21 protein-coding genes and 2 tRNA genes are annotated in these 24186 nt (G+C 41.4%); 17 read left to right on the forward strand and 6 right to left on the reverse strand.

The annotated features are described in order from the left end of the window. Positions 1-218 precede the first annotated feature (218 nt). Positions 219-1931 carry a type IV-A pilus assembly ATPase PilB gene (pilB, locus tag M0221_RS00325; protein ID WP_483284014.1) on the reverse strand — a complete coding sequence of 571 codons (1713 nt, stop codon included), beginning with the start codon at positions 1929-1931 and terminating at the stop codon, positions 219-221. A 397-nt stretch (positions 1932-2328) separates the two neighbouring features. On the opposite strand from pilB, the gene tpiA reads away from it, so the two are divergent. The 14 genes from tpiA to pnp all read left to right on the forward strand — a co-directional run bounded on the left by tpiA (position 2329) and on the right by pnp (position 15959). Continuing rightward, positions 2329-3138 carry a triose-phosphate isomerase gene (tpiA, locus tag M0221_RS00330; RefSeq protein WP_483284015.1) on the forward strand — a complete coding sequence of 270 codons (810 nt, stop codon included), beginning with the start codon at positions 2329-2331 and terminating at the stop codon, positions 3136-3138. Positions 3139-3366: 228 nt separating this feature from the next. After that, positions 3367-3675 carry a preprotein translocase subunit SecG gene (gene secG, locus M0221_RS00335; RefSeq protein WP_483284016.1) on the forward strand — a complete coding sequence of 103 codons (309 nt, stop codon included), beginning with the start codon at positions 3367-3369 and terminating at the stop codon, positions 3673-3675. Positions 3676-3834: 159 nt separating this feature from the next. Then, positions 3835-3919: transfer RNA gene (locus M0221_RS00340), tRNA-Leu, on the forward strand. Between the two features lie 124 nt (positions 3920-4043). Beyond that, positions 4044-4120 (forward strand) — tRNA-Met (locus tag M0221_RS00345). A 458-nt stretch (positions 4121-4578) separates the two neighbouring features. After that, on the forward strand, positions 4579-5079 hold the full coding sequence (rimP, locus tag M0221_RS00350; RefSeq protein ID WP_011512447.1) for a ribosome maturation factor RimP: 501 nt from the start codon (positions 4579-4581) through the stop codon (positions 5077-5079). Between the two features lie 133 nt (positions 5080-5212). After that, a complete protein-coding gene (gene nusA / locus M0221_RS00355; RefSeq protein ID WP_011512448.1) occupies positions 5213-6697 on the forward strand; it encodes a transcription termination factor NusA in 1485 nt (494 codons plus the stop codon). Between the two features lie 149 nt (positions 6698-6846). After that, on the forward strand, positions 6847-9573 hold the full coding sequence (gene infB / locus M0221_RS00360; protein WP_483284017.1) for a translation initiation factor IF-2: 2727 nt from the start codon (positions 6847-6849) through the stop codon (positions 9571-9573). Between the two features lie 198 nt (positions 9574-9771). Then, positions 9772-10176, forward strand: a complete 405-nt coding sequence (locus M0221_RS00365; protein WP_011279383.1) for a ribosome-binding factor A — start codon at positions 9772-9774, stop codon at positions 10174-10176. Positions 10177-10192: 16 nt separating this feature from the next. Continuing rightward, positions 10193-11284 carry a tRNA pseudouridine(55) synthase TruB gene (truB, locus tag M0221_RS00370; RefSeq protein WP_483284018.1) on the forward strand — a complete coding sequence of 364 codons (1092 nt, stop codon included), beginning with the start codon at positions 10193-10195 and terminating at the stop codon, positions 11282-11284. A 384-nt stretch (positions 11285-11668) separates the two neighbouring features. Continuing rightward, a complete protein-coding gene (locus M0221_RS00375; protein WP_333954732.1) occupies positions 11669-12193 on the forward strand; it encodes a type 1 glutamine amidotransferase domain-containing protein in 525 nt (174 codons plus the stop codon). A 58-nt stretch (positions 12194-12251) separates the two neighbouring features. Further along, positions 12252-12410 (forward strand): hypothetical protein, encoded by a 159-nt coding sequence (locus M0221_RS00380; RefSeq protein ID WP_188004066.1) that lies wholly within the window; start codon positions 12252-12254, stop codon positions 12408-12410. A gap of 45 nt (positions 12411-12455) precedes the next feature. Then, on the forward strand, positions 12456-12635 hold the full coding sequence (locus M0221_RS00385) for a hypothetical protein (protein ID WP_483284019.1): 180 nt from the start codon (positions 12456-12458) through the stop codon (positions 12633-12635). Between the two features lie 352 nt (positions 12636-12987). Next, positions 12988-13254 (forward strand): 30S ribosomal protein S15, encoded by a 267-nt coding sequence (rpsO, locus tag M0221_RS00390; protein WP_011512454.1) that lies wholly within the window; start codon positions 12988-12990, stop codon positions 13252-13254. A 602-nt stretch (positions 13255-13856) separates the two neighbouring features. Next, positions 13857-15959: a polyribonucleotide nucleotidyltransferase gene (gene pnp / locus M0221_RS00395; protein WP_483284020.1), complete on the forward strand. Its 2103-nt coding sequence runs from the start codon at positions 13857-13859 to the stop codon at positions 15957-15959. A 112-nt stretch (positions 15960-16071) separates the two neighbouring features. Here the strand turns inward: pnp and M0221_RS00400 are convergent, their stop codons facing one another. The 4 genes from M0221_RS00400 to M0221_RS00415 all read right to left on the reverse strand — a co-directional run bounded on the left by M0221_RS00400 (position 16072) and on the right by M0221_RS00415 (position 19819). Beyond that, positions 16072-16644 (reverse strand): macro domain-containing protein, encoded by a 573-nt coding sequence (locus M0221_RS00400; protein WP_483284021.1) that lies wholly within the window; start codon positions 16642-16644, stop codon positions 16072-16074. Positions 16645-16687: 43 nt separating this feature from the next. Further along, the gene (locus M0221_RS00405; protein WP_483284022.1) at positions 16688-17218 is read right to left on the reverse strand and encodes a hypothetical protein; all 531 of its coding nucleotides are present in this window, start codon (positions 17216-17218) and stop codon (positions 16688-16690) included. A 147-nt stretch (positions 17219-17365) separates the two neighbouring features. Beyond that, positions 17366-17623: a YheV family putative zinc ribbon protein gene (locus M0221_RS00410; protein WP_133103969.1), complete on the reverse strand. Its 258-nt coding sequence runs from the start codon at positions 17621-17623 to the stop codon at positions 17366-17368. Continuing rightward, positions 17624-19819 (reverse strand): M3 family metallopeptidase, encoded by a 2196-nt coding sequence (locus M0221_RS00415; protein ID WP_483284023.1) that lies wholly within the window; start codon positions 19817-19819, stop codon positions 17624-17626. 561 nt (positions 19820-20380) lie between these two features. Here M0221_RS00415 and M0221_RS00420 point away from each other — a divergent pair. The 3 genes from M0221_RS00420 to M0221_RS00430 all read left to right on the forward strand — a co-directional run bounded on the left by M0221_RS00420 (position 20381) and on the right by M0221_RS00430 (position 23517). Beyond that, the gene (locus M0221_RS00420) at positions 20381-21493 is read left to right on the forward strand and encodes an AOC03_06830 family ribosome hibernation factor (protein ID WP_011512460.1); all 1113 of its coding nucleotides are present in this window, start codon (positions 20381-20383) and stop codon (positions 21491-21493) included. A gap of 195 nt (positions 21494-21688) precedes the next feature. Continuing rightward, on the forward strand, positions 21689-22462 hold the full coding sequence (locus tag M0221_RS00425; protein WP_011512461.1) for an endonuclease/exonuclease/phosphatase family protein: 774 nt from the start codon (positions 21689-21691) through the stop codon (positions 22460-22462). A 59-nt stretch (positions 22463-22521) separates the two neighbouring features. Continuing rightward, complete coding sequence (locus M0221_RS00430; RefSeq protein WP_483284024.1) at positions 22522-23517, forward strand: NADP-dependent oxidoreductase; 996 nt, start codon at positions 22522-22524, stop codon at positions 23515-23517. 35 nt (positions 23518-23552) lie between these two features. Here the strand turns inward: M0221_RS00430 and M0221_RS00435 are convergent, their stop codons facing one another. Continuing rightward, positions 23553-24179, reverse strand: coding sequence for an alpha-ketoglutarate-dependent dioxygenase AlkB family protein (locus M0221_RS00435; protein ID WP_483284025.1), 627 nt, complete (start codon positions 24177-24179; stop codon positions 23553-23555). Positions 24180-24186: the final 7 nt, after the last annotated feature.

Here is a 24186-nt window from a genome sequence, read left to right on the forward strand (position 1 = left end):
GGTCTAATATAGTCCAATATAGATAATGCCTGCTATAAAACATAGTTAACCCATTGTTTTAAGCGGATATACTTTATTTTAGCGCAAAAAACCAGTGTTTATCTGTTTTATTTTTCCTACTGGCTATTATTGTTTAATAGTAATTAAACAACAAGCTTTACGGACATAATGAAATTTACTCAGAGGAATATCTGTACCAAACTTTTCAACCAAATATGCTATTCAGAAGTCACGCGCATCATTTCTTGAATACTGGTGACGCCTTGTAAAACCTTTAAAACACCAGAGCGACGTAAGTCTCTAAAACCGTTTTTTAGCGCCGCATCTTTGATGTCTATCGCGTTACCATCTTCCATGATAATACGTGAAATATCTGGAGTGACTTTCATCACCTCATAAATACCGACACGTCCTTTATAGCCTTCACGGCATTCATTACAACCGACTGGCTCGTAGATGACATTGTCTGTATTGTCCAAATCTGCATCTGTAAAACCAAGCTCAAGCAGACTTTGACGTGGGATACTAATGGATTTTTTACAGTTTTTGCATAAGCGCCGTGCTAATCGCTGAGCAATGACCAAGTTCACGGAAGTGGCAATATTAAAAGAAGCGACACCCATGTTGCGTAGTCGTGTCAATGTTTCGGGCGCTGAATTGGTATGTAAGGTTGAAAGTACCATATGGCCTGTTTGTGCTGCTTTAATCGCAATCTCAGCAGTTTCAAGATCACGAATCTCACCAACCATCACAATATCAGGATCTTGGCGTAAAAAAGACTTCAGAGCGGTGGAGAAAGTCAGTCCCACTTTTGGATTGACGTTGACCTGATTAATACCTTCAAGGTTAATTTCGACAGGATCTTCAGCAGTCGAGATATTGGTCGAACCCGTATTCAGGATATTAATACCAGTATAGAGTGAGACGGTTTTACCAGAACCAGTGGGACCGGTAATTAGGAGCATGCCTTGCGGTTTATGTAACGCCTCCAAGAACATATCTTGTTGGTCAGGCTCATAGCCCAACGCTTCAATACCAAGCATGGCTGATGAGGGATCTAGAATACGCAAAACCAGCTTTTCACCAAACAAGGTAGGTAGGCAGCTTACCCGAAAGTCGATGGCCTTATCTTTAGATATCTTAAGCTTAATACGACCATCTTGTGGCACCCGGCGCTCTGAGATATCCATTTGTGACATCACTTTTAAACGCGCAGCAATTTTCCCCGCAAGTTGTACGGGCGGGTTGGCCATTTTTTGCATGACCCCATCAACTCGAAAGCGCACTCGATAGCTTTTTTCATAGGGCTCAAAATGTAAGTCGGACGCACCCATACGAATGGCATCTACTAGCATTTTATTAACAAACTTGACGACCGGTGCTTCCTCGACGCTATCAGAGATTTTGGTCTCACCGTCATCTTCTTCTTGATTCTCATCAAAGCCAATATGCAAATCACTATTAGAAAAGCTATCAAAATTCTGCATGCTATCAGCATAGAAGCTTTCAATACGCCTTTTAAGCTTATCTTCTTCGACTACAACGGTTTCAATTGACAAGCGAGAGTTAAAGGCAATAGCATCAATCGCATCGATACGGGTCGGATCACTCAGTGCCACAAATAAGCGTTGCCCACGCTTAAACATTGGTAAAGCATTAAACTTACGGACGATTTTTTCGTCGACCAAGTCTTTTGGGATGACCTCTGAGCTGAGCGCATCAAGATCAAATAAAGGATCGCCGAATGCTTGCGATAGCATTTGAGCCAATTGATAGGCATTGGCAAGCTTATGCTCTACCAGATAAGAGACCAGTCCTACTTGCTGCTGCTGCGAATCAGTCTGCGCCGCTTTCATATGCGCTTCGCTTACGATACCTTCGCTAATCAGCTGCTGTGCTAAGCCACCGTATTTACTGGTTGTGATAGACATTAAGACTTCTCCTTGCTCGATATCTGGTAGGCGATATATTTACCTAAATAGCAGGCTATTCACCATGTTTTACTTATTGCCATTTTATCGTTGATAGTTGAGCTAATTATTAAAATAGTTATTTTAAATATGGCTTTGAGATAAAAAAATCGATTGTCTGCACTTTATCCTATATTGAGAAAATCATATAGGGATTTACGTGAGCGCAAAGGTTTTATAGAGTGTAGGGCTCGATTCGCTAATAAAAAATAATTATTCAGCAATAGTTACTAAAGCAACGGTTGAAAGGTCAGTTTTGATTTGGGGCGCACTATACTATAGCACTTGTGAAATATTTGTTATACTTGCGCGCATATTAGCCATATTGGCAGCCATATATAAGACAAGGTAGAGAAGAATGCAAGCTTGGGTAATTGGAAATTGGAAGCAGAATCCAGCAACGAGCCATGACGTAAACGCACTACTGGACGACTTATGCGCTGCTATTATTACAACCAAGCAAATGAGCCACGATAACTCCGCGCGTTGTCAAATAATGGTAGCACCAAGCTTCATACATTTAGCAGCAGTGAATGGTCGCCTAAAAGACACCTCAATACTGTGCGCAGCTCAAGACGTTAGTGGACACAGTGCCAGTGTTGGTGCTTATACAGGTGACTGTTCAGCGCAGCAGATAGTCGATGCTGGAGCGACTTGGACAATTCTTGGTCACTCAGAGCGCCGTCAGTATCATCAAGAATCTAACGATACTCTATTGCAAAAAATGATTCATGCGTTGTCACAAGATTTAGGCGTGGTATTTTGCATTGGTGAAAGCCAAGCACAATATGATACCAAGCAAACGCTTGAAGTCATCGATAATCAGTTAGCAGTTATCAAAGAATTCATTACACAGCAGCCAGAACTTATTAAGGCATTACCGACTCGTCTCATTATTGCTTATGAGCCAGTATGGGCAATAGGTACAGGTAAAGTGCCAACGGTAGCAGAAGTCAGCGCCACTCATAAGCATATCAAGCAAACATTGGCAGGATTTGCCGACTCATTGTCTAATATGACGGTTTTGTATGGCGGTAGTGTCAATGCTGATAATGCTAATAGCTTTGCTGCTGATCCTATGATTGATGGCGCTTTAGTTGGCGGTGCTTCATTGAAAGCTGACAGCTTTCTGACGATTGCCACCGCTTTTAGCCAAGCCAGTATCTAGTAGATTCTTGATAGATATAATAAAAACGTGAGTCTTTATTGTAATTGTTATTCACAAAATGTCTTTATCAGTTGGCAAAAGTGGGTTTAACAGTGCCCTTGCAATCGTGTACAATACGCCCTATTTATATCATCGATATGGCAACATTTACCGCCAATCTTTATCACTATTACACCATACGATTTGTTTTTCGTTATCAGTCGTCATTACGCGGCAAAAGAGGCCACCATGTTTACGTTTATATTAGCCCTGCATATTATCGTGGCGATTGCCATGATTGGCTTGATTTTGATACAGCATGGTAAAGGGGCAGATGCAGGGGCTTCTTTTGGTGCCGGCTCATCAGGTACAGTATTTGGTGCAGCGGGCACTGCCAACTTCTTAACACGCGCGACAGCCGTATTGACCGCCATCTTTTTTATCACGAGTATGACCCTTGCGGTCCATGCTCGTAAGCAGGCAGAAGATCAGTTTCGTCTAGATGCACCGGTTTCAGCACCACAAATACCGCGGCCTTTGACACAAAATCCTCAGTAGCTGCTGTTACTCTGCTTTTTTAAGTAGGCAGCCCTTGCTATTTGAAAGCGTTACATTTACAATGCTTTTTCTGTTTTTACAAGTCTTAGACCTTTGATGCTTACCTTACGCGTCAACTATAATGGGTATTGAGAATATAGAGAGAACAGTTAGAGTAATGCGATTGTGGTGGAATTGGTAGACACGCCATCTTGAGGGGGTGGTGGCGCAAGCTGTGGGGGTTCAAGTCCCCCCAATCGCACCAAGTTTTAAAGTTGTATCGTATTAAGTGAGTCGTTCATAAATAGCTAAGATTTTTAATTTAAATTATTTTTAAATAAAGATTGACACTACTATAAAACCTCCCTATAATACGCGTTCTAGATTGATGCGGGGTGGAGCAGTCTGGTAGCTCGTCGGGCTCATAACCCGAAGGTCGTTGGTTCAAATCCAGCCCCCGCTACCACTTTTTATACTGATGTTTTGCACACTAAATTTGTCAGTAACAATTAGCCCACCATTATGCTTGTGGGTTTTTTTGTATCTGGCGGTCTGTGTAATCGCGATATCTATCCTACTTATGCTAAGCTCTATGTCTATAGAGTGCGATACCATTTATAGAAGCTTGTCATCACATGTCATTCATGGCGCGATGATACTTAAGCACACTATCTTTTATTCCTCACTCTTTTATCGATAGTACTGCTTTATAAGTAATAAAAGCATAGCGCGGCTGAGCTTGATATTTGTTAAGCTTACCCTGATATAAATACCCGGTAGATATCATTTGTGTTTATGCTTTAAGCATAAGACAATCACTGTGGTTTAAATAACGATAGGTTCTTATTAAATAATGATGAAGAAAAACTTCAGCAGGATTTATTAAGTAAGATAGATAAGTGAATAGGAAAATATAAATAGATTATGAAGCTTTCGACCAAAGTTACAGAATTGACTAATATCATTGCCCCTGCCGTTGCGGCTTGCGATGTGGCACTATGGGGTATAGAGTTTGCACCACAGGGCAATCGCTCTTTGTTACGCATTTATATTGAGGCATTGCCAGAAGAGCAAGCTCAAAATAAACAAGTAACGATTGAAAACTGTGCAGCAGTGAATCACCAAGTGAGCGGTATTCTTGAAGTTCATGACCCGATTTCCGGTGAGTTTATTTTAGAAGTCTCTTCACCTGGTTTTGACCGTGCTTTCTTTTCAGATGAGCAAATGCATGCTTATGTCGGTCAGACAGTGAGCTTGCGTTTGATACAAGCGATTGGTGAAGGTGATAAAAAACGCCGTAAAGCAACTGGTACTTTAAATAGTATTGATGCCACCTCTTTAAAGCTGACTGCCACTGATGGTGAGCAGTTTGAGATTGCATTAAGCAATATTGATAAAGCCAATTTAATTTATGAAGATGCTTAATCTATTCGCTATTAGACCTTTTAGTGTATAAACGCAGTTAGTCTAATAGCTTAGATGACTGATGGTGAAAATATAGAGTAAGTCAAAAATTATAAAATTTAAGTCAATTAAAAAATGATAGGACAGGCATAGTATGAGTCGTGAAATCTTAACGGTAGTAGAAACTGTCAGTAACGAGAAGGGCTTAAATCCTGAAGATATCTTTGAAGCAATCGAAGATGCTTTGGTCGTCTCGACTAAGAAAAAAGTATATACCGATCAGCCGGAAGTAGAAGTGCGAGTCTCAATTGACCGTACAACAGGCGATTATGATACTTATCGTTATTGGACAGTGGTTGCAGATGAAGACCATGAAATGCCTGCTTGTCAGCTTGCGATTACTGACCTTGATCAGGAAGAATGGTCAATCGGTGATATTAAAGAAGAGCAAATTGAGTCAATCGAGTTTGGTCGTATTGCTGCCACTCAAGCCAAACAAGTTATCATCCAAAAGATTCGTGAAGCTGAGCGTAATTTAGTAGCAGATGCTTTTGAGCCACGTGTTGGCGAGATGATGTATGGCGAAGTCAAAAAACAAACCCGTGATGGTTACATCATTGACTTAGGTGACAATGCTGAGGGTTATCTGTCACGTGATCAGATGCTGCCACGTGAGCAATTGCGCGCAAAATCGCGTATCAATGCCATCTTATATCATGTGAACCGTGAAAATCGCGGCGCTCAGTTGCTTCTATCACGTACTCATCCTGAAATGCTCTCGGCATTGATGCAAAAAGAAGTGCCTGAGATTGCAGAACAAATTATCGAAATCCGTAACGTCGCGCGCTTACCGGGTACTCGTGCTAAAATAGCGGTTAAGACCAACGATCATCGTATCGATCCGGTTGGTGCTTGTATTGGTATGCGTGGTACACGTATCCAAGCAGTACAGCAAGAGCTTGATGGCGAGCGTATTGATGTAGTGGTTTGGTCAGATGATCCTGCCCAATTTATCATCAGCGCTTTAGAGCCTGCAGACGTAAGCAGTATCATCTTAGATGAAGATACGCAAACGGCTGATATTATCTTTAGTACCAATGATCAGCTAGCACGTGCGATTGGCTCACAAGGTCAAAACGTACGCTTAGCTTCTGAGCTGACCGGCTATAAGCTAAATATGATGCTAGAAGAAGAGTATCAGCAGCGTCAAGCAAACGAATCTAAAGCATTCATCGAACTATTCTATGAACGCCTAGAAGTGGATAAAGACTTAGCACAAGCGCTTGTCGATATTGGTTTTACCAGTATTGAAGAAGTGGCTTATGTACCTGTCGAAACCTTCTACGATATTGAAGGATTAGATGATGAAGCGATTGATATGATCCAAGAGCGTGCGAAAGAAGTCGTTATCGCAGACGAATTGGTCAAACAACAGAACATGAAAGAGCCAAGTCAGGAACTACAAGATCTTGAAGGAATGACGGTCAGCTGGGCTTATAAAATGGCTCAAAAGGACATCATTACGGTTGATGACTTAGCAGAACAAGCCGTTTTCGACTTAGAAGATATCGAAGACTTAGATACTGAAACCGCAGGAAAACTCATCATGAAAGCTCGGGAATCTTGGTTCAATGAATAAGCGGTAACTGCATATCGCTGTCTTTTGGTGATATGCTATCGATAATAAAGTGCTGGTATGAGCAAAATTTATATCAGCCTTACCCCAATCATTTGTAGCCAACAACTGAATTGAACATATAGCAAATAATAGACAGTAGGTGATAATAAATGGCAGATAAGACCGTCAAAGAACTGGCAGATATGGTAAGCAAAACCGCAAGTGCTGTACAACAGCAATTGGTAGATGCTGGACTGCCTGCGCGTGCAGAAGGTGACTTAGTCACCGAGCTTGAGCAGGAAAAGTTGGTGACGTATTTAAAGCAAAGTCATGGTCAGGAAGAAAAGCGTCGCATTAGTCTGAAGTCTAAAACGACTAGTACTGCGCGTGTGACTGGCTCTTCGGGCAAATCTAAGAGCGTCAATGTTGAAGTGCGTAAAAAGAAAGTGTTCGAGAAGCCTGATCCAGAAAAGATGGCTGAAGAATTGGCTGCACGTGAGCAAGCGATGATTGAGTCGCAAGCGCGTGCTGCTAAAGATGCCGAAGACCGTGCTGCTACTAAGAAAAAATCTGAGGAGCGTCAAGCTGCTACTTTAGCTGCGATGCGTGCAAGCCTTGGCTCTAGCAAAAAGTCAGACGACAAGAATGACGATATTTCAACGTCAGTGGTTGTGAAGAAAGGCGGCAAGACTACTATTGAAGTTAAGCCAAAAGAACAACCTAAGAAGAAAGTTACAGCGACGAAACCAAAAGTTGAGACGGCAGTTGAGCGTAAAGCTCGTGAAGTGCGTGAAAAGGAAGAAGCTCGTTTACGCGAGATCGAAACTGAAACACGCCGTACCCAAGCTGAAGAAGCGCAAAAGCGTACGCTTGAGCAAATGCGTAAAATGGCCGGTCAATATACTGATCAGCCCGCAACTGAAGTTCGTAAAGATGAGCCATTGGCAGAAGGTTTGGTCGGTGACGCATTAGAAGAATCGTTTGAGAAAGAACGTCGTGAAATTAAGCGTGGCACCAGTACTACTAGTGCCCGTGGCCGTGGTCGTCGTAAAAATCAAGACGAGCGTGAAATTAAGAACCGCAAAAACGGTCTACGTTCAAGCCAGTCTTCACAGCATAAATTTGAAAAGCCTATCGAAAAAATTGTTTATGATGTAGAAATCAGTGAGCAAATCACGGTTTCTGATCTTGCCCAGCGCATGGCAGTGAAAGCTCGTGAAGTGACTAAGTTGCTCATGAAAATGGGTGAAATTGCTCGCGAATCAGACATGATTGATCAAGCAACCGCTAGTCTAATCGTAGAAGAGATGGGTCACAATCCAGTACCAGTCAGTGATACTAAAGTTGAAGACGATCTACAAGATGCTGTTGATGAGCGCAGCAGTAACGTACAAACGCGTCCACCAGTAGTCACTATCATGGGTCACGTTGATCATGGTAAGACGTCATTACTAGATAAAATCCGTGAAACGAAAGTGGCTACGGGCGAAGCAGGCGGTATTACTCAGCATATCGGTGCTTATCATGTGAAAACAGCACGTGGTGTTATTACTTTCCTTGATACTCCAGGACACGCCGCCTTTAGTGCAATGCGCTCACGCGGTGCTCAAGCGACAGATATCGTTGTATTGGTCGTTGCTGCTGATGATGGCATGATGCCACAAACTGAAGAAGCGATTGATCATGCTCGTGCTGCTGGTACGCCGCTGATTGTTGCTATCAACAAAATGGATAAGCCAAGTGCTGATCCTGATCGCGTTCTTAACGAATTGACTGCAAAAGAAGTGGTATCGGAAGATTGGGGTGGCGATACTCCTATGGCTCGTATCTCAGCCAAGACAGGTGATGGTATTGATGAGCTGCTAGAGCTTATTAGCTTACAAGCTGAGCTAATGGAATTAGAAGCACCATTAGATGGTCCTGCTCAAGGTGTGGTTATTGAGTCAAGACTTGAAAAAGGTCGTGGTCCTGTCGTTAGTGTCCTTGTCAAAAAAGGTACATTAAAACAAGGCGATTTAGTCTTAGCTGGTGAATATTACGGTAAAGTTCGTGCGATGACTGATGAACATGGCAAACGTATTCAATCAGCTGGACCTTCTATCCCTGTAGAGATATTAGGCTTACCTGAAACGCCAGCAGCTGGTAGTGAATTCTTAGTCTTAACGGACGAGAAAAAAGCCCGTGAAGTCGCGGACTTTAGAACCAACCGTGAGCGCGAGCGTCAGCTTGAGCGTCAAAACGCGATGCGTCTAGAGAGCATGTTTGATCAGATGGAACAGGGTAATGTTTCATACCTAAATATCGTTCTAAAAACCGATGTTCGTGGTTCGCTTGAAGCACTACTTGCCGCATTGAATGAGTTATCGACGGATGAAGTTAAAGTTCGTGTGATCAGCTCAGGCGTTGGTCCTATCTCTGAGTCAGATGTGACGCTAGCAGAATCTAGTGAAGCGGTATTGCTAGGCTTCAACGTTCGTGCAGATGCTACCGCACGTCGTAAAGCAGATTCTGCCAACATGGATATTCGCTATTACAGCGTTATTTATGGCTTGATTGATGATGTGAAAGCGGCAATGAGCGGTATGCTTGCTCCAGAACATCGCGAGAAAATCTTGGGTGTTGCAGACGTTCGTGAAGTATTCCGATCTAGTAAGTTTGGTGCAGCTGCTGGTTGTATGGTGGTTGAAGGTACGATTTATCGCAACAAACCTATCCGTGTATTACGTAATGACCAAGTTATCTTTACTGGTCAATTACAGTCATTACGTCGCTACAAAGAAGACGTTAATGAAGTACGTACGGGCATGGAATGTGGTCTAGCCGTTCGCGGTTACGATGTAGAAGCTGGTGATAAAATCGAAGTTTTTGAGATTCAAGAGTTCGCACGTACTATCTAAAGTCACTGGTAAAATTAGGATGGTGCATCATGCAATCCGCTTTATTAACTGCGCATGGCATGATGGATTAGCTATCTTATAAATATTTAGCTGTACTTAGGCCTAACAGGTACATCCTGCTAGGCCTTTTTTAACAAATATTAGTCGTTAAACTTATTAATAAATGATTAGATTAATCAATAAAAACAAGGTAATAACATGAACCAACGTTTACAACGTTTAGCTGATCAGATTCAGCGTGAGCTTGCTGTCCTTATCCGCGACGCGGTCAATGATCCTCGTTTGACAGGTTTTGTCACTATCTCTAGTGTTAAAGTCAGCCCAGATTTGGGCTATGCTGATGTGTATGTGACCATTATGGAGCCTGAGCTCAATGATGCCATGACCATGTCAAATCATGAAGAAAGCATCAAGGTGCTAAACAAAGCGGCAGGCTTCTTGCGTACTGAGCTGAGTCATAGTTTGAAGACTCGCACAACACCGCGTTTGCGCTTTCATTATGATGAAGTGACTGCCCGTGGTAATTACATGATGGATTTAATCAGTAAAGCGGTTATTAAAACTGAAGAAAATGAGTCTGACGAGCAAGAAAACGAAGAGTAGAAGGGTAAAAGTCATTATGTCGATTGTTTCTACAAAAGCCTCTACGCAAGCGGATAAAAGGTCTAGTAATCACCCTAACAAGATTAAAGTTTCTGGTGTTATTTTAGTCGATAAGCCTCAAGGCATGACTTCTCAGCAAGTGGTTTCAAAAGTAAAATATTTATTTAAATCGCCTAACCATGATAGCAAGAAAGCAGGTCATACTGGCACACTTGATCCAATGGCAACAGGATTATTGCCTATCTGTTTGGGTGAAGCGACCAAGTTCAGTCACTATCAGCTTGATGCGGATAAATCTTATCAAGCAACCATTCTACTTGGTAGTCAAACTGATACCGGTGATGCCGATGGGCAAGTCACTGCTGAGGCACCGATTCCAGCGTTTAATGATAGGATATTAGACAAAGTTGCCCAGCAGTTTTTAGGTGCCCAGCAGCAAATTCCACCGATGTATTCTGCCTTAAAAAAAGATGGCAAAAAACTCTATGAATATGCTCGTGCTGGTATAGAAGTAGACCGCCCGCCAAGAGACATTGTCCTTAAAGCCATTGAGTTAAAAGCAATCGATAAGCAGCAAATTCAGTTAACAGTAACTTGTTCAAAAGGCACTTATGTGCGCGTATTGGCAGAAGATATTGCCAAAACTATGGCTACACTTGGCCATTTGACGGCACTACGTCGTCTACAAGTGGGTGATTTTAAAATCGATGAGGCAATTGCGCTTGCAGATTTAGAAGCATTGCCATTAGAACAACGTCAGACATATCTATTGCCAGTAGATGCCTGCATTGATATTAGTGCCGAGCTGTCACTATCGTCAGAGCAGTGTGAGCGCGTACAAATGGGTCAACGCTTGAATGTTATCGATCAGTTGACTGATGATGTGCAAAGTTATATCACAACAGCTATCGATCAGCATTTAGCTGCTAACAATAACAGCGCTGCTGATAGTCAAAATATTGAAGATACTAACGATGATAACGAGCAGCAATTGGTACATGAAATACCGATAGATATTCGTCTTATCGATGAACAGGGTGCGTTTATTGGTTTAGGGGCAGTGAGCTTAAATGGTCGATTGCAACCTAAAAAGCTGATTCAGTTATAATTTCAACATGTAAATCTGGCTAGATTTATAACTTAAGAGCTGCAAAACTTACTAAGAGTTCACACAAATCACATATCGTCACATTTTATTGCAGGTTTCACCTATAGTGAAACCTGCTTTTTTAGTATCTTTATTAAGTCAGCTAGGGAAAGCATGACATGGATGAAAAAAAATAATAAGAAAGTACAATATAAAATATGAAAGGCTGATAATAATACAAAACGGATTTACTATAAATTTCGTTGAATAAAATAATAATAATGATAAATCTGAGCAGTAAAACTAAATAAAAATAACAAGACATTAATTCATATAAATTAATTTATACAATTATAAGAAAGTTATTCAATCATAAATATAATTTATAAATAAATAGGAAGTATTATGAAAACGATTGCTTTTTTACTTCATAACAACTTTGAACAAGCAGAATATGAAGAGGTTAACAACAAACTAAAAGCTAAAGGTTACATCACACTTCTAATAACGACCAATAAAGAAAAAGAAGTTCAAGGTATGCAGCAAGACGTCAACAAAGGCGATACTTTTACTGCTGATATTTTTGCAAAAGACGCAAAACCTGCTGAGTATGATGCTTTAGTTTTGCCAGGTGGTACGGTTAATGCTGATACCATGCGTGGTAACGAAAATGCACATAGGATTATTACTGCTATAAATGAGGCTGGTAAACCGCTTGCTGTTATCTGCCATGCGCCTTGGATATTAATCAATACTGGTATAGCTAAGGGTAAAACGTTAACGGCTTATCATACTTTGCAATTTGATTTAGAAAATGCTGGGGCAAAATTCGTAGACGAAAGCGTGCAGATAGACGGTAATCTGATTACCTCACGCAACCCAGATGATATTAATAATTTCGTCGCAGCGATTGACAAAGCTTTAACATAAGCTGCAATCGTTTTAACTTAGAGTAACTTTTATTCATTATCTATAAGGATATAACACGATGACACAGCCTAATCCAAACGATACCAAATTTGAGCAACAACGTTCTGATTCTGCCAAAGCAGCGCTTAAAAGCCAGACGGAAGATAATCATACAGAAGACACTGAAGCTGCCGCAGAGCGTATTGCTGATAATTTGGAAACGAAGGAAGATAAATAGCTTCTTAAGTATGAATATATGAGTCAAATGTAAATAGGAGTTACTATGAGCAATCCAGTAAAAGATATGGATGAGCAAGAACAAGAGATTAATCAACTTGTAGAAGATATCAATCCTCGTGCTGATAACTCTCCTGATAGTTTAGCAGAAGCTACGACTGTGCCTTTAGCAGACGATGAGCTAGGCGGTACGGCTAGTGAAGAAGATATCCAAAAAAATAAATAAGTCTTAGATTATAAGGCTGCTATCTACATTTCATGTTTACTTTTGATGGGTACTAAGAATTTAGTCAACTTACTTACCAATAATCAGAGATTCTTAAAACCATAACAAAAAACTGCTGTTAGCCCAGCAGTTTTTTGTTATAATTGGCGTTATATTTAAATACGGTTTAGATTATTCTAAATGGTTTTAAATGACAGTTATGACTCATTGAGCTTGTCGTACACTAGGTCAACTCTAGTAATGCAGGGTTGTCCTGAATGACGTACAGGCTATTTTATTGACTATTCTATTGCCCCTTGATACTTAAACTTTTAAGGTTATCTTGGTGCTCTTAGCATTGCCGGAGAGATTTATGCTAACTAATGCCGATCGCGAACAAATCATTGCTCAATACCAACGTGGTGAAAGTGACACTGGTTCACCAGAAGTTCAAGTAGCTTTGTTAAGTGCTCGCATCAACGATCTACAAAACCATTTTAAAGCACACAAAGCGGATCACCATAGCCGCCGTGGTCTTATCCGTATGGTTAATACCCGTCGTAAACTGCTTGATTACTTAAAAGGTAAAGATCTTGGTCGCTATACCACCCTTATTAGCCAGTTAGGTCTACGTCGTTAATTTGACGACAGTAGTACAAATGGTTGCTAAAACGAGATATGCCTTAACTGGGAAGTATTTTAGATTTTTTGCGCAGCTATTTGGAACTTGCTTGTTGATATCGATAAAATAGATTTTTCTAAAAACGGTGTGGAATAGTTTCACGCCGTTTTTTTATGCTTATCAGTATGGTATGAGTTTAAGTACAGAAACAAAAGCTTATATTTAACTAGTTATTAAGAAATAGATAGTAGTGCATTAGGTTGGTCAATGACCATAAATCACTGTAAAATAATGCCTTAGTCGTTTTTTGCACTGTTTATGATAGATAAACATGCATAGGTAAAGTAGTTAAAAGCCTCCATAGATGGAGTGGTTTTGATGCTATAAAAATCCAAATGATCGTTATAGCAAACCGAATTTTAGCATTAACCAATATGCAGGGCTAAGCGAGCTAGACAAGCCAGTAGCATAAGATAAATATTTGATAATAATAGTTTCGATAGACAGGATTTATAACTGTAAAGACAGTCAATTAGAAGCTATATACAAAGAATTTTAATGACAGATATCAGTGTTTTTTGTGCTGATATTATTTCGTCAGTCAATATTAGGAAAATTATATGACAATGTTTAATACCATTAAGCGTGAATTCCAATACGGTAACCAGCAAGTTGTTATCGAAACAGGACGTATTGCGCGTCAAGCCAACTCGATTTTAGTCCACATGGGCGGCGTTACTGTATTGGTAGCAGCGGTTGTAAAGTCTGATGCTAAAGAAGGTCAAAACTTCTTTCCATTGACCGTAAACTACCAAGAAAAAATGTACGCAGCAGGTAAAATTCCAGGTGCTTACGGCAAACGTGAAGGTCGCGCGAGCGAGTCTGAAACCTTAACCTCGCGTCTGATTGACCGCCCAATCCGTCCACTATTCCCTGAAGGCTATGTAAACGAGATTCAAATCACAGCGACGGTTGTGTCATCTGACAAAACTCAATCAGCGGATATTGCAGCACTAATCGGTGCTTCAGCAGCGTTAGCTATCTCTGATGCTCCGTTCAATGGTCCTGTTGCTGCGGCGCGTGTTGGTTTTGTCAATGGCGAATACGTACTGAACCCGACCCTTGAAGAGCTTAAAGAAAGTGATCTTGACTTGGTCGTCGCTGGTACCAAGTCTGCGGTATTGATGGTTGAGTCTGAAGCTGCAGAGCTATCAGAAGATCAAATGCTAGGTGCGGTCTTATACGGTCATCAGCAGCAGCAAATCGTTATCGATAACATTGCATCAATGGCAGAAGAAATTGGTACTGCTAAGCAACAATATACTGCTCCTGTACGCGATCAAGCATTAGAGACCAGCATGAAAGAGCAGTTCGGTACGCAAGTATCTGACGCTTATACCGTTACTGATAAGCAAGCTCGTTATGCGAAACTTGACGAAATCAAAGACGCTGCCCTTGCTGCTCTTGCTGGTGATGCTGAATCAGAAGCGTATAGCAATAATGTTGCTGAGCTTAAAGAAATCTATAACGATCTAAAATATCGTACCGTTCGTGACAATATCTTGTCAGGCAAGCCACGTATTGACGGTCGTGATTTAGAAACCGTTCGTGCCCTTGATGTACAAGTGGGCGTATTACCATTTACTCATGGTTCAGCATTGTTTACACGTGGTGAAACCCAAGCATTAGTAACGACTACCCTTGGTAATACTCGTGACGTCAATATGATTGACTCGCTAGCGGGTACCATTCGTGACCATTTCATGTTGCATTATAACTTCCCGCATTTCTCAGTAGGCGAAACGGGTCGTGAAGGCATTCCTAAACGTCGTGAAATCGGTCATGGTCGTCTAGCACGCCGTGGTGTACAAGCGATGCTGCCTGATAGCGATCGCTTCCCATATGTTATCCGTGTGGTTTCTGAGATCACTGAATCAAATGGTTCATCGTCTATGGCCTCTGTTTGTGGTGCAAGTTTGGCATTGATGGACGCTGGTGTGCCAATTAAAGCACCGGTTGCTGGTATTGCCATGGGTCTGGTTAAAGAAGGCGAGCGCTTTGCTGTATTGTCTGACATCTTAGGTGATGAAGATCATCTTGGCGATATGGACTTTAAAGTCGCTGGTTCTAAAGACGGTATTACTGCTCTACAGATGGACATTAAAATCGAAGGTATTACCCCAGATATCATGGAGCAAGCGTTAAAACAAGCTCATGCTGGTCGTATCCATATCCTAGATGCGATGAACAAAGTATTGCCTGAAAGTCGTACTGAAATCAATGCTCATGCACCTAACTATGCCGTAATTGAGATCAATCCGGATAAAATCCGTGATGTTATCGGTAAAGGCGGCGCAACGATTCGTCAGCTAACGGAAGAAACTGGCGCGGTTATCGACATTGATGATGCTGGTACCATCCGTATCTTTGGTGAAAATAAAGCGGCAACCAAAGCAGCGATCGCTAAAATTGAAGCAATCACGGCAGAAGTTGAAGTAGGTAAAACTTACGAAGGTACGGTTGCTCGTATCGTTGACTTCGGAGCCTTTATTAACGTATTGCCAAATACTGATGGTCTCGTCCATATCTCGCAAATCGCAGACGAGCGCGTAGAGAATGTATCTGACTATCTAAAAGAAGGTCAAATCGTTAAAGTATTGGTTCAAGACGTTGATAATCGTGGTCGTATCAAGTTGACTATGAAAGGTATTGAGCAGAGCTAATGCTTGATATTTGATAGCGTTAATATTTAAAGAACCGCCTTGAATCACTTATTATGAGTGCTCAAGGCGGTTTTTTTATGGACGTAAAATATAACTAAAATTAGAAAATATGCTATATGGCAACGTCTTTAGGTACATGGATATCAATGCGAAGCTTAGGTAAATTTGCTAAATAATGGGCTATGAGAGGCAATATATCAATATGCCAATCTAATGGAAGCGCATTTGTTATAAGAGACTCATTGGTCAAAGGATTGGCTTCATTGCGTGGATGGTTGTAAATAATTGGACGTGCGAGAAAAGCAATATGACGGATACCTTGATAGCGTATCAGCGTTGTCAGTTGTTGTCGTAAATCGATTAAAGCTGCCGTCAACCAGCGTACTCTTACTGGATGATGAGAGTGATCTGATATAACAAGGTTAGCAATATAACTGGGTTGGTTGCCATTACTACTGACACTAAGCCCAGCTTGCTCACGTATGCGTTTATGCAATAAACAGCTACCAACCATTAAGCTACCATCACGGCACGCACGATAGTAACTTTGATAATTATCAGGATATAGGGTTTTTGCGCGAGTCAAAATAGGATCTAAAAGGAGACCAGCGCTATTAACAGGAAGTATGAGCAGCTGAGCGCTGCTATTTAAAATAGGATTATGAGTGAGTTGCAAAGATGCCATCATCAACCCCTGAATAAAAGCATACATTATTTGGCGATAACTGCTAATTAGTGGTGGTTTTAACCGCAGTATCAGCCTCTAATTGGGCAATTTGTTGCTCAAGTAATGCGATTTCTTGAGCTTTTAGTTCAGTTAATTGTTTGGTCATGGCAATCTGTTCAGCAGCGAGCTTTTCTTGTTCGGCTAAGCGCTTACGTTCATCTTCTAAACGATCAATCTCTTCTTTGGCTAAGCTGTTCGTTTTTGGTAATGGGGCTTCTAAGATAGATTTGGGATCTGAGATATCAGAATCCGTCATGCTAGCGCTACCTTGATTTTCATCATCAATAATATTATTAACGTCATCTTCTAATGGTACAGAAGCAATCTGTGTAGGCTTATCTTGTTCGGAAGTCACTGGCAAATTTTCAGCAGAGCTCTGATTAGATTGAGGTACCGTGCCTTTCCAAACGAAATAACCGATTAACAGCACAATTAATAAAATACCAAACCACCATTTTTGGCGTGACTTAGCAGAATGGGTAGATTTTTTTGAGACTTTATGGGAGAAAGGACGCATTTTTTTGCTTTTCATACTACGTTCAATTTAGGTTAAAGATATCCTGCCATACTATAGCAAACTCGAAATAAAAAAGCCCATCTATTGATAGAAGGGCGATTAAATACAGCATTGTTCATAGCAATCATGAGATATGACTGTCTGATCGGCAAATATAAAGAGTTATTCTTTGAATTTGACCGTCCCACTGGTTCCGGTAATCATGGCGTCACGAGTTAATTGGTCTTCAAGATGGTTCTTTGCGCTGATCTCATCAGGATCAGGGCGATGTTCAGTATGCCCGCATAGCGTACATTCAATATATTCATCAGGCGCTGGCACAACGATATTGACTTGTACTACCGCATCCATGACTTGACATTTCGGGCAGCGAACGCCCGCTAAAAACTGCCGCTTTGGACGCGTTGATTGATAGCGCATTTAAATCACCTCGCGTGTTATTGAGGCATTGGCAGCCGTACTACTTTTAGTCTGGTCTTTAGTATCAGAAAAACCGCTATGACGTAGCAAAGCATCAATACTGGCGCTACGACCACGGAAATTTTCAAAATTCACCTTAGCTGGAAAACTACCGCCCACTGATAAAATAGTCTCACGGAAGGCTTTACCTGTGATGGGATTAAAAATGCCGTCTTCTTCAAATTTACTAAAAGCATCAGCAGACAACAGCTCTGCCCATTTATAAGAATAATAACCAGCGGCATAACCACCAGCAAAAATGTGACTAAAGCCATTGGCAAAGCGGTTGTAAACAGGCGTCTGTAAAATGGCAATATCATTACGTACGCTGTTAAGCGTAGTCAAGATACCTTCATAATTAAGCGCTGGCGTGTGCGCATGAATCAACAAATCAAACAAAGCAAATTCGATTTGACGGAGCGTTTGCAAACCACTTTGGAAGTTTTTGACTGCCAATAGCGCATCGAGTTTCTCTTTTGGTAATGGCGTGCCAGTTTCGACATGACTGCTAATAAGAGCAATACCTTCCGCGTCCCACGCCCAGTTCTCCATAAACTGGCTTGGCAGCTCGACGGCATCCCATTCTACGCCATTGACGCCAGCAACATCACCTATCGTTACTTGAGTCAACAGATGATGTAAACCGTGACCAAACTCATGAAACAAGGTGACAACTTCATCATGAGTCAATAAGCTTGGCTTACCATCGAGTGCTGGGGTGAAGTTACCGACCATAAAGCACACTGGTAGCTGTTGGTGGTTTTGCTCTTCATAACTATAACGAGACTGAAAGCCACTCATCCAGGCGCCGCCGCGTTTACCACTACGGGCAAATAAATCAAAATAAAAACCCCCAAGCAAGTTATCATCAGCATCAAATAACTGATAAAAACGCACCTCATCATGCCAGCGTGATACGGATTCATTTTGCTCTTGTACTTTGATACCGTATAAACGCTCAACGATAGCAAATAACCCGCTAATCACTTTTGGTAATGGGAAGTACGGGCGAATCTCTTCTTGTGATAAGCTGAACTCGCTTTGTTTGACCTTTTCGGCGATATAAGCACTGTCCCACGGCTGCAAATCTTCAATACCGTAATCTTGCGCATATTTTTGCAATTGCACCAAATCTTGCGCAGCAGTTGGCGTTGCTTGAACTGCTAAATCACGTAAAAAAGTTTCTACTTCTGCCACGCTGTCTGCCATTTTGGTCGATAGCGATACCTCTGCATAGTTATGAAAACCCAATAGTCTGGCTTTTTGTTCACGTAACTGCAAAATCTCACTCATGATATTTGCGTTATTTAGAGACTGACCTTTAGCATTAGTATGCTCATCAAACTCAGAGGCGCGAGTGACATAGGCACGATATAACGTCTCGCGTAAGTTGCGATCATCGGCATGGGTCATGATGGCAAGATACACAGGAATATTTAAGCTTGCCACATAATAAGGCGTCGATAAGGTATCAATCTCTGTTTGCGTGAGCGAACCATTTGCAAGCTGGCTTGTTTTGTACTGCTCACCAGCATCGGCTATTAATGCCAAACCACTTTCAGTCAAACCTGCTAACTGCTCTGTTTTAAGCGGCAACGCATAAGCTTGAGTGGCGTCTAAAACATGGTCTGAGAAAGTGGCTGATAACGTAGATAGCTTACTTTGAATAGCCGCAAATTTATCTTGCTCAGCTTTTGGTAATGCGACTCCTGATAACTCAAAGCTACGTAGCGCAAGCTCAATAGCTCGTGCTCGTGCCGGCTCAAGCGCTGCGAAGAAAGCTTTATCATTGACAATCGCTTGATAACGACTAAATAGCGGCTGATGCTGCCCAACGCGCGTACCGTAAGCTGATAGCTTTGGTAACAGCTCATGATGGACATGGCGGATCTCATCATTACTCATGACACTATTCAGATGCGACAAAATGCCCCAACTTCGATCCAATGCCAAATTGATGTGGTCAAAGTTTTTTATATCAATTAGCGCTTGCTCAGCGTCTATCGAGGTAGACGTATCCTTGCTATCTGTACACACCGTCAACTCATCTAAAAACGCATTAGCCGTGTCAATGGCGCTGATTACTTGCTGTTGTAAAGTGCTTGGTGCAGTATCGGCAAAATCGACAAGATGTAACTTTGAAGAAATAGAGGTCATAAAAGGTTCCGTTATAAATAATGAATTTGATAGATAAAAGGGTTTAATTTGGCGTAATTATTCAAATCGTTCAAATGATTAATAGGCGTTACTGTTTATATTTTAAAGATATATTAATATCAAGGTTTCTCAAAGTTAAATAGCTTGATGTGAGGTTAATTATTATGGTGTATCGATAACCATTGTTAATAATCAGCATTGTAATATTTAAATGATGGGTCTTCATCGGTGAAAATACAAGCTGGAAGCTTGAGCTCTGCTAAGCTGTTAATCAAGTGACCTTTATTAAGGCTACTGTTATTAAGGTTATTGTGGCAAGCGTTGATATTATTTACAAAGCATCATCATTTGCTTGCAAATTAACCCTATAGCTTGTGTGGTCAAGTTGGTAGTGTAATAGGATAACGGGCGTTAATAGTGCTGTAGTATGAATAGCCTGTTAAGCATGCTATGTTATTAAGAGTATGCATTCGCCTGACCGCAAAAATCTAGAATAAGTAACAGGCAAGGCGTACCAAAAGTAGTATTGGAAATTTATAGTCATAAAACAAGGAGTATTAAATGAAAGCAACTCTTAAAAGCTTACGCGAGACAAAGGCGAATCCAGCAGTCAGTATTTTTGTCAAAACACACCGCGAACACCCTGCTAATGACAAAGATCCTATTGCCCTAAAAAACCAATTAAAAGTCGTTGAAGAACGTCTCACCAATGAGTATGACAAGCGTACGGCAACCACTATCTTAGACAATATCCATGCTAAGACCAAAGAGCTGAATCATAATCTTAATCTAGATACCTTAGCTATTTTTGCTAGTACTGACGATGTGCAAGTGATCCGTATGCCTATTGATACCACTGAGCGCGTGGTTATCTCACATCGTTTTGCGACCCGTGATTTAGTGCGTGATATGGCAAGCGCTGTGCATTATTATACTTTGGTATTGACTCGTGATAAGGCACGTTTAATTGAAGCCTCTAATGATCGCGTGATACGAGAGTTCGATCTAGACGATACTGCCCAAAATAATATGGAAAACATTCCTTTTCCTATCGACAATAATGGACTTCATACGACAAGCGATGGCGGATCAGATCGCTCAGCGAATAATGAGAGTAGTGCGTTAAAAGAGTTCTTTAACCAAGTAGATAAGAGTGTTCAAGAGCTGTGGGGCGAGCATAAAATGCCGCTAGTCGTAGTCGGTGATAGCAAAAATATTGGCTACTATAAAGATGTTTGTGACCGTCCGGATAATATCATCGCTACGGTATCAAATGCCACCAATCTAGATGAGGGTGGTGCACAGCATGTCATCAACAGTGTACAAGAAGCAGTAGAAGGTTATCGTACCTCCTTACACCAAGCGGCACTGGGCGAGATTGATAAAGCGCGCGGGGCAAACAAACTACAGACTGATTTGCAAGAAGTCTATCGCAGTGCTTTTCAGGGTATAGGCGATACCTTGTATGTCCGCCGTGGCTATATTCAACCAGCCAAAATTGATGAAAAAGCGCAAACGCTAAGTCTTGCGGACGACTCAAGTGCAGAAGGTATCACTGATGATGCTATTGGTGAAATCATTGAGCATGTCATTCATAATGGCGGTAAAGCGGTCTTTATGCCACAAGATATTATGAATGCAGACCAACCCATTGCTCTTGTCACCCGCTATTAATAGATGACATAGGCTCAGTAACGAATTAGCCATTGGTCATTGATAGCACATAGGTATAGTATGAGAGCATTGGTTCAGTATGAGCCAATGCTCTTTTTATATGTATGGTTTTCTAGTGCCTCGATTCTATTTCAAACGATTATTTTTTATTTTGAGCTGACCATATTCAATATCTACTCTATAAATACTGAGTTTATGACTACTACCATTATGACTAATACCACCTCTTTTGTACTCACAAGTTATAACATTCATAAAGGCATGTCGCCGATGAATCGCCAGGTCAAAGTTCAGGGTATCGCCCAAGCACTTGATATTATTGGTTCGGACATACTCTGTCTACAAGAAGTACAGGGGCAAAACCTTAAGCGCAATATTCAATACAACGAGTACCCTGACCAGTCTCAGCACGAATGGTTTGGTGAATATCTGCAACTAGAAAACAGTTATGGCAAAAATTCAGAGTACGATAACGGCCATCATGGCAATGCGGTGTTGAGCCGATTTCCACTTGATCCCAAGCACAACGTCAATATTACGGTCAATAAGCTTGAGCAGCGCGGGGTTTTGCACTGTGAAGTGCAGCCGGTAGGTTGGGAGGTGCCAGTGGTGGTTTTATGCGCCCATTTAAACCTATTTGAGCGCGATCGTATCAAGCAATATGAAGCGATTTCTAACTATGTCCGAGATGAGATTGCCCCTGACCAGCCACTAATTTTGGCCGGCGATTTTAATGACTGGAAAAAAATGTCTTGTGATAGATTGGCATCAAGCTTGGGTATGACGGAAGCTTTTAAACATTGTCACGGCAAGCTGCTGCCTACCTTTCCAGCAAAGCTACCTGTATTGAGCTTAGACCGTATCTATGTCCGTAATCTCAGAATAAAGGATGCTTGGGTACATACGGGTAAACCGTGGTCAACCCTGTCTGACCATCTGCCTTTGAGTGCAGAACTGGCGTTGCTATAGAGTAAAAATTATTAATGGAATAAAGAACGCTAAACTAAAATAAACAAGGATGATAAACAATGTCTGATAAAAGCATACCAATGACTCAAAATGCCGTACTCATACGTGAGTTTGGTGAACCTGAAGTCATGATATACCAAGATGATGTTGCCGTACCTGAGTTGACAGATGCTCAAGTGCTGGTAAAAGTTGCTTACGCCGGTATCAATCCAGTCGATTATAAAACTCGTCAAGGTAAAGGCTGGGGCGCTACCAACATCCAAAAAGATAAGTTTGATCATAATCAACCAGCGATTTTGGGTTTTGATATGTCAGGCACAGTGGTTGACAGTCAAAGTACGAAATTTGCTGTTGGTGATAGAGTCGCAGCATTAACTTTTAACGGTGGATGCTATGCTGAATATGTCGCTGTTGATGCTAAAATGCTGGCACGTGTACCTGAAGCTGTCACCTTAGAGCAGGCAGGCGCATTACCTTGTATCGGACAAACGGCGCTACAGTTTGTTGAGTTTGCTGATATCAAAGAGGGCGAGCATGTAGTGATGAATGCCCCAGCAGGCGGTGTTGGTCATCTATTGATACAGCTTTTGATGAAAAAAATCGCTAAACATAATATCAAAGTTACGCTTATTTGCTCAGCAGAAAAGTATAAAAAACTGGATAGCTTGATAGATACTAGCCAGCTTACAGGCTGGATTGACTACACCAAAAATGATCTGTTCCCTGAGCTGCAAGCCGACGTCTTATTGGATTTGGTCGGTGATGAAGCGGGTGTAAGGGCGCTAGACGTTGTCAAAGAGTCTGGACGGGTATATGTTCTGCCAACGATCTGGGTAGATAAACTCAAAGAAGCAGGCAGTCAAAAAAATCTAAGCGTTGAAGGTTATGCGGCTCAGCGTAATGGTGAAGATATGGCACGAGTCCTACAACTGGTGGCAGATGGGCAGCTGACTTTACGATTGCAACAAACCTATCCATTGTCAGAAGTCGTTACCGCCCATCATGAGCTGCAAAGAGGCGATGCCTTTGGCAAATTGGTATTAAAAGTCAGTTGAGCCGAGGTTGATTGGATAATAGACTTAGCTAATGGTTAGCTTCGATTATTTGGATATATTTGCCGAAAAGTTAAGCTAATGCGCCCTGTGGCTACCTTTTTAGTTTTGGTAATACTGTGCTTCCAAAAGCTCTGAGTATCACCATGCATGACAATTAGCTGACCTGACTCAAGATAAAGCTCAACTTTATCTTGAGTTTTTTTATGCTTAAAGACAAATTTACGCGTAGCACCAAGAGATAATGAAGCAATAACTGGTTGCTCACCAAGCTCTCGTTCATCATCGGCATGATAGCCCATACCATCCTCACCAGAAGGATAATAGTTGAGTAAGCAGGAATTAAAATTGGCATCAATTCCAAGATCTAATAATTTCTGTTCGATATGATGTTTCACATGAAACACAGTATCTGTCCAAGGTATGGTTTGACGCGTATGACCAGAGTACTGATAGTCAATATTGCTATCACCCATCCAAACGATTTGACGCGTTGTGACATGTGTCTTGCCAAATAAAGTAACGATATCTTCTTGCCAAGGTAACTCAGTCACCAAGTTATAAAATAAAGGGCTGGGATAATCGATCACAATTCCTAAGTCATTTACCTGACCGTCATAAGGCAGTAGATTGTTAGTCGGTTTGGGCGCAAAAAGGTCAGTCATAGGTCAG

The organism is Psychrobacter sp. ANT206, from assembly GCF_056880555.1.

Excerpts from the sequence above, each read along its gene's own strand:
- pnp (WP_483284020.1), top strand. The coding sequence starts at position 13,857 with ATGACAATGTTTAATACCATTAAGCGTGAATTCCAATACGGTAACCAG.
- M0221_RS00385 (WP_483284019.1), top strand. The coding sequence starts at position 12,456 with ATGAGCAATCCAGTAAAAGATATGGATGAGCAAGAACAAGAGATTAAT.
- M0221_RS00435 (WP_483284025.1), bottom strand. The coding sequence starts at position 24,179 with ATGACTGACCTTTTTGCGCCCAAACCGACTAACAATCTACTGCCTTAT.
- infB (WP_483284017.1), top strand. The coding sequence starts at position 6,847 with ATGGCAGATAAGACCGTCAAAGAACTGGCAGATATGGTAAGCAAAACC.
- M0221_RS00425 (WP_011512461.1), top strand. The coding sequence starts at position 21,689 with ATGACTACTACCATTATGACTAATACCACCTCTTTTGTACTCACAAGT.
- secG (WP_483284016.1), top strand. The coding sequence starts at position 3,367 with ATGTTTACGTTTATATTAGCCCTGCATATTATCGTGGCGATTGCCATG.
- M0221_RS00430 (WP_483284024.1), top strand. The coding sequence starts at position 22,522 with ATGTCTGATAAAAGCATACCAATGACTCAAAATGCCGTACTCATACGT.
- truB (WP_483284018.1), top strand. The coding sequence starts at position 10,193 with ATGTCGATTGTTTCTACAAAAGCCTCTACGCAAGCGGATAAAAGGTCT.
- M0221_RS00375 (WP_333954732.1), top strand. The coding sequence starts at position 11,669 with ATGAAAACGATTGCTTTTTTACTTCATAACAACTTTGAACAAGCAGAA.
- M0221_RS00365 (WP_011279383.1), top strand. The coding sequence starts at position 9,772 with ATGAACCAACGTTTACAACGTTTAGCTGATCAGATTCAGCGTGAGCTT.
- M0221_RS00415 (WP_483284023.1), bottom strand. The coding sequence starts at position 19,819 with ATGACCTCTATTTCTTCAAAGTTACATCTTGTCGATTTTGCCGATACT.
- rpsO (WP_011512454.1), top strand. The coding sequence starts at position 12,988 with ATGCTAACTAATGCCGATCGCGAACAAATCATTGCTCAATACCAACGT.
- rimP (WP_011512447.1), top strand. The coding sequence starts at position 4,579 with ATGAAGCTTTCGACCAAAGTTACAGAATTGACTAATATCATTGCCCCT.
- M0221_RS00405 (WP_483284022.1), bottom strand. The coding sequence starts at position 17,218 with ATGAAAAGCAAAAAAATGCGTCCTTTCTCCCATAAAGTCTCAAAAAAA.
- M0221_RS00400 (WP_483284021.1), bottom strand. The coding sequence starts at position 16,644 with ATGGCATCTTTGCAACTCACTCATAATCCTATTTTAAATAGCAGCGCT.
- nusA (WP_011512448.1), top strand. The coding sequence starts at position 5,213 with ATGAGTCGTGAAATCTTAACGGTAGTAGAAACTGTCAGTAACGAGAAG.
- M0221_RS00420 (WP_011512460.1), top strand. The coding sequence starts at position 20,381 with ATGAAAGCAACTCTTAAAAGCTTACGCGAGACAAAGGCGAATCCAGCA.
- pilB (WP_483284014.1), bottom strand. The coding sequence starts at position 1,931 with ATGTCTATCACAACCAGTAAATACGGTGGCTTAGCACAGCAGCTGATT.
- tpiA (WP_483284015.1), top strand. The coding sequence starts at position 2,329 with ATGCAAGCTTGGGTAATTGGAAATTGGAAGCAGAATCCAGCAACGAGC.
- M0221_RS00380 (WP_188004066.1), top strand. The coding sequence starts at position 12,252 with ATGACACAGCCTAATCCAAACGATACCAAATTTGAGCAACAACGTTCT.
- M0221_RS00410 (WP_133103969.1), bottom strand. The coding sequence starts at position 17,623 with ATGCGCTATCAATCAACGCGTCCAAAGCGGCAGTTTTTAGCGGGCGTT.